Here is a 13,696-nt window from a genome sequence, read left to right as displayed (position 1 = left end):
ATCATGGCCAGAGCAATCTCGACACGCCGCAAACTGACCTTCTCCATTCTTGGCTGGGCGATCGGACTTCTGATCTTCTTCCCGATCCTGTGGACGTTCCTGACAAGCTTCAAGACCGAGGGCACCGCCATTGCAACGCCCCCGCAGTTCCTGTTCTTCGACTGGACGCTCGAGAACTATCACGAGGTGCAGGCGCGTTCCAATTACATGAAGCATGTGACCAATTCGATCGTGATATCGGTGGGTTCGACCCTGATCGGCCTCGCGCTTGCCATACCGGCCGCCTGGGCCATGGCGTTTTCGCCGACAAAGCGCACCAAGGACGTCCTGATGTGGATGCTGTCCACAAAGATGATGCCGCCGGTCGGCGTTCTGGTGCCGCTCTACCTGATCTTCCGCGATTGGGGCCTGCTCGATACGCGGCTTGGTCTTGTTGCGGTCCTGACCATGATCAACCTGCCGATCATCGTCTGGATGCTCTACACTTATTTCAAGGAAATCCCCGGGGAGATCCTTGAAGCGGCGCGGATGGACGGCGCATCGCTTATGAAGGAAATCGTCTATGTGCTGACACCCATGGCGGTGCCCGGCATTGCCTCGACCATGCTGCTCAATATCATTCTCGCATGGAACGAGGCGTTCTGGACGCTCAATCTCTCCGCCGCGAATGCTGCGCCGCTTACAGCATTCATTGCGTCCTATTCCAGTCCCGAAGGCTTGTTCTGGGCCAAGCTGTCGGCTGCATCCACAATGGCGATCGCCCCCATTCTGATCATGGGCTGGTTCTCGCAAAAGCAATTGGTACGCGGCCTGACATTCGGCGCGGTGAAATAAGATTTCAGGGAGGACATGATGGGAAGCATCACACTGCAGAAAGTATCGAAGTCGTTTGGAACGACATCGGTCATTCCGGAAATCGACCTGGATATCAATGATGGCGAGTTTGTCGTCTTCGTCGGGCCGTCAGGCTGCGGAAAGTCCACGCTGCTGCGCATGATCGCCGGCCTCGAAGACTTGAGCGGCGGGCGCATCGTCATCGACGGCAAGGACATGTCCAACGAAGCGCCGGCCAAGCGCGGGCTATCCATGGTGTTCCAGTCCTATGCGCTTTACCCGCATATGAGCGTTTACGGCAACATCGCTTTTCCGCTCAAGATGGACGGACAGGACAAGGCCGCGATCGACAAGAAGGTTCGCGACGCGGCGAACATTCTTAACCTCACCAACTATCTCGATCGCCGGCCGGGCCAGCTCTCGGGCGGCCAGCGCCAGCGCGTCGCCATCGGCCGCGCGATCGTGCGCCAGCCCAAGGCGTTCCTTTTTGACGAACCTCTGTCGAACCTCGACGCGGCACTTCGCGGCAACATGCGCCTCGAAATCAGCGACCTGCATCATCAGCTGAAGACGACGATGATCTATGTGACGCATGACCAGATCGAGGCGATGACCATGGCCGACAAGATCGTGGTGCTCAATGCCGGCCGGATCGAGCAGGTGGGGTCGCCGCTCGAACTCTACCGGAATCCGCGCAACCTGTTCGTCGCCGGCTTCATCGGCTCGCCGCGCATGAACTTCATTGAAGGCGCACATGCCGCGACGCTGAATGCCGCGACGGTGGGCATACGTCCCGAACATATGCGTATCTCGACGACCGAAGGCACATGGCCGGGTACTGTTGGCGTCACCGAGCATCTCGGCTCCGACACCTTGATTCATGTCCAGTCCGACGGGATCGGCAAGATCACTGTACGGACCGACGGCGATTTTCCGGTCGAGCACGGGCAGAAGGTCTTCATCACGCCTGAGGAGCGTCGCGTCCATCGTTTCGATGCGAACGGACAGGCCATCCAGTAACCAAGAGCAATTCCAATGAACAGACTGCAAGGAAAGACAGCATTCATCACCGGGTCAGCCCGCGGCATCGGCCGATCATTCGCCGAAGCCTATCTGCGCGAGGGCGCGGCTCATGTGGTTATCGCCGATATCGATCTCGACCGGGCCAGGCAGACGGCAAGCGAGCTTGGTGAACGTGCCCATGCCGTTCGCCTCGACGTAACCGACCAGGCTTCGATTGACGCCGCCGTCAAGGAGGCCGTCGACAAGTTCGGCGGGATCGACGTGCTTATCAACAATGCTGCGCTTTTCGACCTGGCCCCGATCATCGACATAACGCGCCAAAGCTATGACAAGCTGTTTGCCGTCAATTTTGCCGGCACGCTGTTCACCTTGCAGGCTGTCGCCAGGGCGATGATCGCACGCGGCAAGGGCGGCAAGATCATCAACATGGCGAGCCAGGCCGGCCGACGCGGCGAGCCGCTCGTTGCGATCTACTGTGCGACGAAGGCTGCGGTGATCAGCCTGACGCAGTCTGCCGGGCTCAACCTTATCGAGCATGGCATCAATGTGAACGCCATTGCGCCCGGCGTTGTCGACGGCGAGCATTGGGACGGTGTCGATGCTCTGTTCGCAAAATATGAAAACCGCCCGCGCGGCGAAAAAAAGAAGCTCGTTGGTGAGGCGGTGCCCTATGGGCGCATGGGCACTGCCGACGATCTGACAGGAATGGCGATATTTCTTGCCAGCAGCGAGAGCGATTACATCGTTGCCCAGACCTATAATGTCGATGGCGGCAACTGGATGAGCTGATCTTCCCGGCGCTGATTTGCCGGTTCAAATGACACAAGAAGAGGGGTTAAGCCCGATGACTGTTAAACTCTCGCAAGCAGCGCTCAAGCAGATGCCACAGAATGTCGGCGTTCCGCGCTATGACCAGGCCAATCTGAAGGCAGGTATCGTTCATTTCGGCATCGGCAATTTCCATCGCGCACACCAAGCGGTCTATCTCGACGAACTGTTCAATGGCGGTTCGGATCACGAATGGGCCATCGTCGGCGCGGGCGTTCTTCCTTCAGACGAAACCATGCGCCAGAAGCTTTCCGACCAGGATTGGCTGACGACGGTTGTCGAGCAGGATAGTGGCCACCGCATCACCCATATCACGGCATCGATGATCGACTATCTTGAACCGGCTGACACCGAAGCCACGATTTCGCGCCTTGCGGACCCGACGATCCGCATCGTATCGATGACGATCACCGAAGGCGGCTATTTCATCGATCCGGCCTCGGGCGTGTTCAATCCCAAACATCCCGCGATCGTGGCGGATGCGGCGAATATCAAGAGCCCCAAGACTGTCTTCGGCCTTATTCTTGCCGGGTTGATGCGGCGCCGCGACGAGGGCACCGAGCCCTTCACCGTCATGTCCTGTGACAATATTCCGGGCAACGGTCATGTGACCAGCGATGCGGTGAGCGGACTTGCAGCTCTGATCGATCCGGGCCTTGCGAAGTGGGTCAAGGACAATGTGGCTTTCCCGAACAGCATGGTCGACCGCATCACTCCGGCAACCACCGACCGCGAGCGCCAGATGCTGGCGACGGATTTCGGCGTGGAGGATAATTGGCCTGTGTTCTGCGAGCCGTTCAAGCAATGGGTACTCGAAGATCACTTCCCCACCGGCCGCCCGGCACTCGAAAAGGTCGGGGTTACCTTCGTCAAGGATGTGGCGCCGTATGAGCTCATGAAAATACGCATCCTCAATGGCGGTCACGCGGCAATCGCCTATCCAGCCGCATTGATGGACATTCATTTCGTCCACGAAGCCATGGAGGAGCCACTGATCCGTGATTTCCTCACCAAGCTCGAGCGCGATGAGATCATTCCCGTCCTGCCGCCAGTACCCGGCATGCCGTTCGATGAGTATTTCGACCTGATCGTCAGGCGCTTTTCCAATCCCAAGATCGGCGATACGATCCAACGCCTTTGCCAGGATGGTTCCAACCGGCAGCCGAAATTCATCCTGCCGACCACCGCCGACCGGTTGAAGGCCGGCAAAAGCATCACCGGGCTTGCGCTGGTTTCAGCGCTCTGGTGCCGTTTTTGCGCGGGTACCACCGACACGGGCAAGCCGACGAATTATCTTGATGCCAGCGCCGAGCGGCTGAAAGTTGAGGCGCTCAAGGCAAAGGACGACCCAAAGGCGTTCCTCGCAATGAGCGACATTTTCGGCGAGGTCGGGACCGCTCCCACTTTCGTTGAAACATTTACCCGCCACCTGCGCACACTCTGGGACAAGGGCACGCGCGAAACGCTGACGCTCTATCTCCAGGGCAAGCTTTGAGATGGCCAAGCCCGCACTCGTCATCTTCGATTGCGATGGCGTGCTCGTCGACAGCGAGCCCATTTCCATCGCCGTCCTGCTCGATATGATCGCCAAGAGCGGCACGACCTTGTCCGAGGACGATGCTTATGACCGCTTCCTCGGGCGCAGCATGACGACGATCAGCAAGATCCTGCACGAGGATTACGGCTTTGCCGCAAGCGATGCCGATCTCGATGAAATGCGGGCGAATCTCTTCGCGCGGTTCAAACGTGACCTCAAGCCCATCCCCGGGATAGCCGATACGTTGCGGGTACTCGACATACCGCGTTGCGTCGCGTCGTCTAGTCAGCCCGACCGGATCCGCCTGTCGCTGCAACTGACCGGGCTGATCGATCTGCTTGACCCCCATATTTTCAGCGCAACCATGGTGAAGCATGGCAAGCCTGCGCCCGACCTCTTTCTCCTCGCCGCACGCACAATGAAGGCTGATCCGGAAGATTGCGTGGTGGTGGAAGACAGTCCCGCCGGCATCGAGGCTGCAAAAAGTGCCGGAATGCGAGTCTTCGCCTTCACCGGCGGCACACACTCGCGCGGGGGCCGGCTGGAGGCGGCACTTGCGTCTCTCGGCCCAGACCGTATATTCAACGACATGTTGCAATTGCCCGGCTTGCTCGCCTCGCAGGAAGCCACACCGAAAGTTCGTTGATGCCGAAATTCGTCTGTGCGGTCGATGTTGGTACCGGAAGCGCCCGCGCGGGTATTCTTGACGTAAACGGCAATCTGCTCGGGCGTGTCGAACATCCGATCCTGATGAACCGGCCTGTTGGCGACCATGCCGAGCACGATTCGGAAGACATCTGGAAATCGGTGTGCATCGCCGTCCAGGGCGCCATCGTGCAGTCGGGTGTCAGCCCCTCGGACATCGCCGGCATAAGCTTCGACGCAACCTGCTCGCTCGTGGTCCGTGACGCGGACGGCGCTCCGCTCACGGTATCGACATCGGGCGAAAACCGCTGGGATACGATCGTCTGGCTTGACCATAGGGCACTCGCGGAGGCTGATGAATGCACCGCAAGCCGCCACAAGGTGCTGGAGCATCTTGGCGGCGTCATGTCGCCGGAGATGGAGACGCCGAAGCTGATGTGGCTTAAGCGGCACCTTCCGGAAACATGGAAGAAAGCTGGCTACTTTTTCGACCTTGCCGACTATCTGACGTGGAAGGCAACAGGCTCGCTCGCCCGTTCCCAATGTACGCTGACCTGCAAGTGGGCCTATCTGGCACATGAGGAGCCGGGCTGGCAGCCGGACTTTTTCGAGTCCATGGGTATTGCCGACATGCTCGAGCGCGGCAGCCTGCCGAAGCGCGCGAGCCCCGTCGGGTCCGATGTCGGCGCCTTGACGCAACATGCCGCCGATGCGCTCGGACTGACGACGCAATGTCACGTCGGGGCGGGGTTGATCGATGCTTACGCGGGCGCGCTTGGTGTTCTTGCCGGGTTCGCCGGCGACCTGTCGCAGATCGACCGCCACCTTGCGCTGATTGCCGGGACCTCGAGTTGCCTCATGGCGCTGTCGCCGGAGCCGATCTCTTTCAGCGGCGGATGGGGCCCCTATTACGGCGTCGCCTTGCCGGATTGCTGGCTGAGCGAGGGCGGACAATCCGTAGCGGGCGCGCTGCTCGACCACATGATCCGTTGGCATGGCGCCGTCGGCGAGCCGAATGCCGCGCTTCACAAGAAGATAACAGACCGTGTCATGGAACTGCGTGCGGGCGAAGGCCTGGATCTTGCGGGACGCTTACACGTGCTCCCGGACTTCCATGGAAATCGTTCGCCGCTTGCCGATCCGCATGCGGTGGGCGTCATCAGCGGCCTGACGCTCGACACCTCCTTCGACAGTCTTTGCCGGCTGTACTGGCGCACCTGCGTCGCAATCGCCCTTGGAGTGCGCCATATCCTCGATGCGTTGAACGACAAGGGCTATGCGATCGACACGATGCATGTCACCGGCGGCCATATCAAGAACCCGCTGCTCATGGAGCTATATGCAGATGCCACCGGTTGCACGGTCGTGACATCGGCTGCCGAGGATGCGGTGCTGCTTGGCACTGCGATGGTCGCCGCCACGGCGGCTGGCCTTTACCCGGATCTGCCGTCGGCATGCCTCGCCATGAAGCAAGGCGGCCGCGAACGGCAACCAAATCCAGATGCCCGCCGGCGTTTCGACCGTGACTATCGCATCTTCCTTGAAATGCACGCGCAGCGGCGCGTACTTGATTCGCTCTAGCGAAATTCTTTCCAGGCAGGCAGCGCTCTAATGCGCTTCATCCCAATTGTGTGCCGCGCGCGCATCGACCTTGAGCGGCACGGACAGCGAGACGGCAGGCATTGCCGCATTCTCCATCACATCGCGGATCACCGGTATCGTCGCCTCGACCTCCGCTTCCGCGGTTTCGAAGATCAGTTCGTCGTGCACCTGCAGCAGCATCCGCGCTGAAAGCTTGGCTTCTTCAAGCGCGGATTCCATCCGCACCATGGCGCGGCGGATGATATCGGCAGCCGATCCTTGTATCGGTGCATTGATAGCGGCGCGCTCGTTGAAGGCGCGGTGCTGCGGATTCGACGAGCGGATTTCGGGATAATGCGCGCGGCGTCCGAAGATCGTCTCCACATAGCCGTATTGGCGGGCAAAGGCCTTGGTCGATTCCATATAGTCCCTGATTCCGGGAAATCGCTCGAAATAGGTGCGGATATATTGGCCGGCTTCCTCGCGCGGGATCGACAACTGGTTGGCAAGACCGAAGGCGGAAATGCCGTAGATGATGCCGAAATTGATCGCCTTGGCGCGGCGGCGCACTTCCGCCGGCATGTCCTTGACCGGAACGCCGAACATTTCCGAAGCGGTCATTGCGTGGATGTCGATGCCATCCGCAAAGGCCTGGGTAAGCTGCGGAATTTCCGCAACATGTGCGAGCACGCGCAATTCGATCTGGCTGTAGTCGGCTGAAATCAGCTTGTTGCCGGGCTCTGCAATGAAGGCGGTGCGTATCTTGCGGCCTTCAGCCGTCCGCACCGGAATATTCTGCAGGTTCGGCTCGGATGAGGAAAGGCGGCCTGTCGATGTCGCGGCAAGCGCATAGGATGTGTGGACGCGCCTGGTGCGCGGATGGATATAACCGGGGAGGGCGTCCGTATAGGTCGACTTGAGTTTCGTCAGCTGGCGCCAATCGACAATCTTGCGGGGGAGTTCGTGGCCTTCTGCAGCCAGTTCCTCGAGCAATTGCGCCGTAGTCGACCATTGGCCGGTCTTGGTCTTGGTGCCGCCGGGAAGGCCCATCTTGCCGAAAAGGATATCGCCCATCTGCTTGGGCGAGCCAATATTGATCCGCTCGCCTGCGAGCTTGTAGATATCGTCTTCGATCGCCGCCGCCGTCTGCGCAAAATCGCCGGAGAGGCGGGAAAGGATTTGCCGGTCGACCGAAATGCCGCGCTCTTCCATGCGTGCAAGCACTGGAATGAGCGGCCGCTCCAGACGTTCGTAGACGGAAGCGATACTATCGGCGGCAAGGCGCGGCTTCAAAAGACGCCACAGCCTTAAGGTCACATCGGCATCCTCGCCTGCATATTCGGCGGCGCGCTCGATCGGCACCTTGTCGAATGTAACCGATGACTTACCAGAGCCGATCAACTCCTTGTAGGCCATGGGCTTGTGACCGAGCCAGCGATCGCACAGCGCATCCATCGAATGGCTGCCCTCGCCGGCGTCGAGCACGTAGGAAATAAGCATCGTGTCGTCGAGCGGGTGAAGGTCGATGCCATGGCGATGCATGATCAGCCATCCATACTTCATCCCATGCGCGATCTTCAGAACAGAACGGTCTTCGAGGAGTGGCTTCAGCCTGGCAAACACCTCCTGCTCGGGTATCTGCCGCTCGACCAGTCCGCCGCCAAGAAGATCGCCGTCGCCGGATTTATGGTTGATCGGTATATAGGCAGCACGGCCCGGACGCGTTGCCAACGAAATGCCCACGACATCGGCCTGCATGGGATCAGGTGAATTCGTTTCGGTATCGAAGGCGATGATGCCTGAGGTCATGGCCTCGTCGATCCAGACCTGCAAGGTCGCGACATCGCGGATGGTAACATAGGCGCTCCTGTCGAAGCGCGCCGCAAGCGCCTCGTCGGTGCGCGACTTGACCAGGTCAGCCGGCGTTGCCGTGAAATTCTCCATACCCGACCGCGCCGTGGGCGATACCGCCGACGGCGACTTGATCTCTACGGGCTCGAAATCTCCAGCCTCGACGTCGAGATCCGGGCCATGGGCTTCGGCAACCGCTTCGATTTTCAATTGGGCGGGGGCAATCGAGCTGGCGTCCACGCCAGTCGCTTCCGCGGCGCGGCGCGTCAGCGCGTTGAATTCCATCGCCTTGAGGAAAGCGATGAGTTTCTTTCCGTCCTGCGGCTCGAGACCGAATTCCTCAAGCCCGACCTCGACGGGCGTGTCCTTTTTCAGCGTGACGAGCTGGCGCGAAATGCGCGCCTGCTCGGCGTGCTCGATGATGTTTTCGCGGCGCTTCTGCTGCTTGATGTCCCCCGCGCGCGCCAGGAGCGTATCGAGATCGCCGAACTCTTCCAGCAGTTGCGCGGCCGTCTTTGGCCCAATGCCTGGTATGCCCGGCACATTGTCGGTCGAATCGCCGGTCAGCGCCTGGAGGTCGATCATTTTCTCCGGTGGCACGCCCCACTTTTCGACAACGTCCGGGATGCCGATCTGCTTGTCCTTCATGCTGTCATACATGGACACGTTCGGCGTCACGAGCTGCATCAGATCCTTGTCCGACGAAATGATGGTGACTTCGGCGCCGGCTTCCTCGGCCATGCGCGCATAGGTGGCGATGAGGTCATCGGCCTCGTAGCCGTTCATTTCGATGCACGGCAGGTTGAAGGCCTTGGTCGCTTGGCGGATGAGACCGAACTGCGGAATGAGGTCCTCCGGCGGCGCCGAACGGTTGGCCTTGTATTCCGGATAGATTTCCTTGCGGAAGGTGTGCGAGGAATAGTCGAAGATGACGGCAAAATGTGTCGGGGTATCGCGCACCGATGTGTCGCGCGCCTCTCGCAACAGCTTCCACAACATGTTGCAGAAGCCCGCTACCGCGCCAACGGGAAGGCCGTCGGATTTGCGCGTCAGGGGAGGGAGAGCATGATAGGCCCGGAAGATGTAGCCGGAGCCGTCGACGAGGAAGAGATGATCACCTTTTTTCATGGGCGATAGGATTAAATGATGATCCTCAAAAATGGAATGACATGGCGATTTCTTTCAACGAAAGATCCGGAGGCACCTGACGCATCCTGACAGGAGTGCGGTTCTTTCCACAGCCAGCAAGGGCATCCAGCGGGGCCTGGGCCGGCTCACCAGATCATCACACGTTTGTTACAAAGATGTAATCTTCCGTGCCCTTGAATTGCCACGGTTTGCCTCCCAAATTCAGGGTGTCGACGTTAGATCGATGTCCGGATTTAAGGCTCGTCCCCCGCCTGACCCCGGACTGCGGGCCAACCACATCCCCCTCTCCAGGGTTGACCGCAAATGAGTGTAGTGATCTGGTCGCCTGTGGTCCCCCCGCCACGGCGACCATTTCTTTTTGGCCTTCCGGATGGCCAGTTTTTTGTGCCCCTCCTGATAAAATGCGCTAATAAGAACTCCCTCTACGAGTCCCGGTCCACAGATAATCAGGAAATGCCATGCCAGCTCTCGAACCCGTCTTGAACGCACTTGATAACAATCTCGACAACAGTCTGGAGCGGCTTTTCGACCTGTTGCGCATCAAGTCGATCTCCACGGATCCGGCCTATAAGGATGAATGCCGCAAGGCGGCGGAGTGGCTCGTCGCCGACCTCAAATCCATAGGCTTTGACGCGAGCGTGCGCGATACGCCGGGGCACCCGATGGTCGTCGCGCATCACGATGGTCCAGGCGCTGATGCGCCCCACGTGCTGTTTTACGGCCACTACGATGTGCAGCCCGTCGATCCGTTGGAGCTTTGGGAAAACGATCCCTTTGACCCGGCGATCAAGGATGCCGGCAATGGCCGCAAGATACTGACGGGCCGCGGAACATCCGACGATAAGGGCCAGCTGATGACCTTCGTCGAGGCATGCCGCGCTTACAACCAAGTGCACGGCCAGCTGCCGGTGAGGGTGTCGATCCTCTTCGAAGGCGAGGAAGAATCCGGCTCGCCTTCGTTGAAGCCCTTCCTGACGGCCCACAAGGATGAGCTCAAGGCGGATTTCGCGCTGGTCTGCGACACGGGCATGTGGAACGTGGAAACGCCGGCCATCTCGGTTGGGCTGCGCGGCCTCGTCGGCGAAAACATCACCGTCAAGGCGGCCGATCGTGATCTCCACTCCGGCATGTTCGGCGGCGTCGCCGCCAATCCGATTCACATTCTTGCGAAGGCGCTCGCCGATCTGCACGATGAGAACGGCGCGGTGACTGTCCCCGGCTTTTATGACGGCGTCGAAGAAACACCGACGCAGATCCTGCAGATGTGGAAAGGTCTTGGCACCACGCCGGAAAACTTCCTCGGACCGGTCGGTCTTTCGATCCCTTCCGGCGAAAAGGGCCGCTCGGTCCTCGAACTCGTATGGGCGCGCCCAACGGCCGAAATCAATGGCATTACCGGAGGCTATACCGGCGCCGGCTTCAAGACCGTGATTGCGGCGGAAGCGTCGGCGAAGGTGTCGTTCCGCCTCGTTCACAAGCAGGATCCGGCGAAGATCCGCGAGGCCTTCCGCGCTTTTGTCCGCGAGCGGATCCCCGCCGACTGCACGGTGGAGTTCCACGAGCATGGCGGCTCGCCGGCAATCCAGCTTGCCTATGAATCACCGCTTTTGACCAAGGCGAAGAATGCGCTGAGCGACGAATGGCCGAAGCCGGCAGTACTCATCGCCATGGGCGGATCCATCCCGATCGTCGGCGATTTCCAGCGCATGCTGGGCATGGATTCCCTGCTCGTTGGCTACGGCCTGGAGGATGACCGAATTCACTCCCCCAACGAAAAATACGAACTCACCTCGTTCCACAAGGGACAGAGGTCCTGGGCGCGCATCCTCGATGCGCTGGCCCGCTAAATGAAAGAGACAGGCCGATGACAATTCGCTTTCACCGCAACGACCTTCCCGATCTCAGCCGCTACCAGGTCGATGCGGTTGCCATAGATACGGAGACGCTGGGCCTCAATCCGCATCGCGACCGCCTGTGTGTCGTGCAGATATCACCCGGGGACGGGTCGGCCGACGTCATCCAGATCGACCGGGACCAGAAGACGGCGCCGAATCTTGTCAAGATTCTGGGCGACGATGCCATTACCAAGATTTTCCACTACGGCCGGTTTGATCTTGCGGTGCTGTTCCATACCTTCGGCGTGATGCCAAAACCCGTATACTGCACCAAGATCGCATCGCGGCTGTCGCGCACCTATACGGATCGGCACGGCCTCAAGGACCTGTGCAGCGAACTGCTCGAGGTCAACCTGTCAAAACAGCAGCAATCGTCCGATTGGGCGGCGCCGGATTTGTCACATGCCCAATTGGAATATGCTGCGTCCGATGTGCTCTACCTGCATCGGTTGCGCACGATCCTGCAGCACCGTCTCGTGCGCGACGGGCGGGCGGAAGAGGCGGCAGCCTGCTTCGAATTCCTGCCGACCCGCGCCAAGCTCGACCTCATGGGTTGGGACGAGCAGGATATTTTCGCCCATAGCTAAGTAAAGCTGCAGTTCTATTCGGCCGAAGCCATCGCCTCACGTGGGGCGGGGGCGCGGTCGATATGGGCCCATTGCGGCCGCTTGAACAGGAATTGCCCGTAGCCGGTCCACTGGATCAATCCATAGAGGATGACCGGGCCGATCACGCCGCAAATCACGGTGAGGAGCGAAATCGTGCCGATATCGGTGATGATGCCAAGCTTCAACAGGATCGTGCGGGCAAGCGCCATCGGCAGGAAGAAGGCGAGGTAAACGACGATCGAGTGCGCGCCGAGCCAGCGCAGCGGTTTGACGAGCCAGGCTTGCGAAGCGCCCAATCTGGCGAGCAGTGCCGAAACCGATACGATGGCGAGGGCCCCGGCAAAGCCGGCGGCGAGCGAGATTATCGGTACGCTGCTCCAGCCGCCAAGGCCGCCGGACGTATAGGATTCTTCCGGGATCCACGCTGCGAATGGTTGCGTTGCCGGATGAAAGACGAGCCAGCCATTGACGAGCGCCCAGACGCCGAGCACGCCGAGCGCCATTGCCGGACGCCCACGCAGCCAGGCGGCAAGACGGAAGATGACAGGCGCGAAGGCGTAGCCTGCAAAGAAATAGACGTAGCGGCTGCAGAATTCATCGATGACCAGCCAGCCGGTGTGAATCGGCAGCGTCTCGAGAGCGGCAGCAATGATAAGCACGACCCAGACATTCACGTGTCTGATAAGGCGCGTGACGACGAAGAATAACGGCAGCAGATAGATGAACCACAAGGTTCCAAACGGCTGGATGAAGGACAGAAGATACGCGGAGATGGCGCCGTCGCCGCCGCTTTCCGCAACGATACCCGGCGCCTTGAACAGGAACTGGATCGTCAGCCAGAGCACGTAGAAATAGGCAAAATGCACGATTTTGCGGTCGGCATAGCGCAACCACGGGCGATCGATGACAAGGCCGAGGAAAAGGCCGGAGATCATGAAAAAGTCCGGCATGCGGAAGGGCTGGGCAAAGGCGACAACCGCATGCATCCAGCCGCGCGCGCCCGCCTCGTTCTCGACGCCGAGCACCGAATGCATCATCACAACGAAGATGATGCAGATTCCCTTGGCAATATCGACCCAATCGACGCGCGTCTTTTCAATAGTATTCATGAATGTTCTTCCCAAGCCAACCGGCACCTACATATAGGAAAAAACAAAAATCGAAATAAAATTCAGGTGATGCGCAGAAGCTGATTGCCAATAAGCCCCAAAAACAAAAGAGCCGGGCTAAGAGCCCGGCGAATTGTGAACGCTAATGCGTCCAGAGGGGAACACGCAACGAGCGAAAAATGGGAGGAGAACCACTCGTTACGCAAGAATTAAAATAGAACCGGGCCCAAATCTTTTCAAGGGCCGCAAGATAATATTTTACGCGTGGCATTATTTGGAAATCGCGAAGAGGGTCTACCTGGGCTTGATACCAAGTTATAAGCTCTCTCTAGAGCGCCCACGGAGCTATTGCGGAAGGTCTTTGCACACGCCATGCCCGCGCAGCTGGCAACCGCCAAGACGGTATTGCGCTTCCGCGTCGGGCTTGGGGTTTAGCCGTTCGATAGCCCCGCCGCCACAGCCGCTCAACAGGATGCCAAGTGCGGCCAGAATGAAAAGACGCATGTGTATGCTCCGAGTGATGCTTTCTCGACCGTAACGATCGCCCACAGCATTCTCAACCACCCCGTGGCTGCGATTTTCCCACATCACGCACAATTTAACCGCACCTTAAATCGCCGCATTTACCCTGCAACG

Annotated in this window: 11 protein-coding genes; 8 read left to right on the top strand and 3 right to left on the bottom strand. The window is 59.5% G+C overall.

Annotation, left to right across the window (positions count from 1 at the left end; translation table 11 throughout):
* Nucleotides 1-3 precede the first annotated feature (3 nt).
* Genes HQ945_RS07215 through HQ945_RS07190 form a run of 6 tightly spaced genes read left to right on the top strand, consistent with a single transcriptional unit; the run spans nt 4 to nt 6,448 of the window.
* Nucleotides 4-834, top strand: coding sequence for a carbohydrate ABC transporter permease (locus tag HQ945_RS07215; RefSeq protein WP_027230656.1), 831 nt, complete (start codon nt 4-6; stop codon nt 832-834).
* Nucleotides 835-852: 18 nt separating this feature from the next.
* Nucleotides 853-1,854, top strand: a complete 1,002-nt coding sequence (locus tag HQ945_RS07210) for an ABC transporter ATP-binding protein (protein WP_027230655.1) — start codon at nt 853-855, stop codon at nt 1,852-1,854.
* Nucleotides 1,855-1,869: 15 nt separating this feature from the next.
* Nucleotides 1,870-2,646 carry an L-iditol 2-dehydrogenase gene (locus HQ945_RS07205; protein WP_027230654.1) on the top strand — a complete coding sequence of 259 codons (777 nt, stop codon included), beginning with the start codon at nt 1,870-1,872 and terminating at the stop codon, nt 2,644-2,646.
* Between the two features lie 55 nt (nt 2,647-2,701).
* On the top strand, nt 2,702-4,180 hold the full coding sequence (locus HQ945_RS07200; protein ID WP_113281164.1) for a mannitol dehydrogenase family protein: 1,479 nt from the start codon (nt 2,702-2,704) through the stop codon (nt 4,178-4,180).
* Nucleotide 4,181: 1 nt separating this feature from the next.
* A complete protein-coding gene (locus HQ945_RS07195; protein ID WP_091946927.1) occupies nt 4,182-4,868 on the top strand; it encodes an HAD family hydrolase in 687 nt (228 codons plus the stop codon).
* Nucleotides 4,865-6,448, top strand: coding sequence for an FGGY-family carbohydrate kinase (locus HQ945_RS07190; RefSeq protein WP_162737221.1), 1,584 nt, complete (start codon nt 4,865-4,867; stop codon nt 6,446-6,448). The genes HQ945_RS07195 and HQ945_RS07190 overlap by 4 nt, the downstream gene beginning before the upstream one ends.
* Before the next feature lie 27 nt (nt 6,449-6,475).
* Here HQ945_RS07190 and polA read toward each other — a convergent pair whose 3' ends face one another.
* A complete protein-coding gene (gene polA / locus HQ945_RS07185) occupies nt 6,476-9,427 on the bottom strand; it encodes a DNA polymerase I (RefSeq protein ID WP_113281166.1) in 2,952 nt (983 codons plus the stop codon).
* 479 nt (nt 9,428-9,906) lie between these two features.
* Here polA and HQ945_RS07180 point away from each other — a divergent pair, with 479 nt between their 5' ends.
* On the top strand, nt 9,907-11,295 hold the full coding sequence (locus HQ945_RS07180) for a M20/M25/M40 family metallo-hydrolase (RefSeq protein ID WP_113281167.1): 1,389 nt from the start codon (nt 9,907-9,909) through the stop codon (nt 11,293-11,295).
* 17 nt (nt 11,296-11,312) lie between these two features.
* The gene (locus tag HQ945_RS07175; RefSeq protein WP_113281168.1) at nt 11,313-11,930 is read left to right on the top strand and encodes a ribonuclease D; all 618 of its coding nucleotides are present in this window, start codon (nt 11,313-11,315) and stop codon (nt 11,928-11,930) included.
* Between the two features lie 14 nt (nt 11,931-11,944).
* On the opposite strand, the gene HQ945_RS07170 is transcribed toward HQ945_RS07175, so the two are convergent.
* Together HQ945_RS07170 and HQ945_RS07165 are read right to left on the bottom strand one after the other, a co-directional pair.
* On the bottom strand, nt 11,945-13,060 hold the full coding sequence (locus HQ945_RS07170; RefSeq protein ID WP_113281169.1) for an acyltransferase family protein: 1,116 nt from the start codon (nt 13,058-13,060) through the stop codon (nt 11,945-11,947).
* A gap of 345 nt (nt 13,061-13,405) precedes the next feature.
* Complete coding sequence (locus tag HQ945_RS07165) at nt 13,406-13,564, bottom strand: hypothetical protein (RefSeq protein ID WP_155810823.1); 159 nt, start codon at nt 13,562-13,564, stop codon at nt 13,406-13,408.
* Nucleotides 13,565-13,696: the final 132 nt, after the last annotated feature.

The organism is Phyllobacterium pellucidum, assembly GCF_013327855.1.
Taxonomy (GTDB): Bacteria; Pseudomonadota; Alphaproteobacteria; order Rhizobiales; family Rhizobiaceae; genus Phyllobacterium; species Phyllobacterium pellucidum.
This window is presented reverse-complemented; position numbering and strand designations above follow the sequence as displayed.

What these genes read in the sequence shown, in the direction of transcription:
- HQ945_RS07210 (WP_027230655.1), top strand. Translation starts at nt 853, where the DNA reads ATGGGAAGCATCACACTGCAGAAAGTATCGAAGTCGTTTGGAACGACA.
- HQ945_RS07165 (WP_155810823.1), bottom strand. Translation starts at nt 13,564, where the DNA reads ATGCGTCTTTTCATTCTGGCCGCACTTGGCATCCTGTTGAGCGGCTGT.
- HQ945_RS07195 (WP_091946927.1), top strand. Translation starts at nt 4,182, where the DNA reads ATGGCCAAGCCCGCACTCGTCATCTTCGATTGCGATGGCGTGCTCGTC.
- HQ945_RS07175 (WP_113281168.1), top strand. Translation starts at nt 11,313, where the DNA reads ATGACAATTCGCTTTCACCGCAACGACCTTCCCGATCTCAGCCGCTAC.
- HQ945_RS07215 (WP_027230656.1), top strand. Translation starts at nt 4, where the DNA reads ATGGCCAGAGCAATCTCGACACGCCGCAAACTGACCTTCTCCATTCTT.
- HQ945_RS07200 (WP_113281164.1), top strand. Translation starts at nt 2,702, where the DNA reads ATGACTGTTAAACTCTCGCAAGCAGCGCTCAAGCAGATGCCACAGAAT.
- polA (WP_113281166.1), bottom strand. Translation starts at nt 9,427, where the DNA reads ATGAAAAAAGGTGATCATCTCTTCCTCGTCGACGGCTCCGGCTACATC.
- HQ945_RS07170 (WP_113281169.1), bottom strand. Translation starts at nt 13,060, where the DNA reads ATGAATACTATTGAAAAGACGCGCGTCGATTGGGTCGATATTGCCAAG.
- HQ945_RS07180 (WP_113281167.1), top strand. Translation starts at nt 9,907, where the DNA reads ATGCCAGCTCTCGAACCCGTCTTGAACGCACTTGATAACAATCTCGAC.
- HQ945_RS07205 (WP_027230654.1), top strand. Translation starts at nt 1,870, where the DNA reads ATGAACAGACTGCAAGGAAAGACAGCATTCATCACCGGGTCAGCCCGC.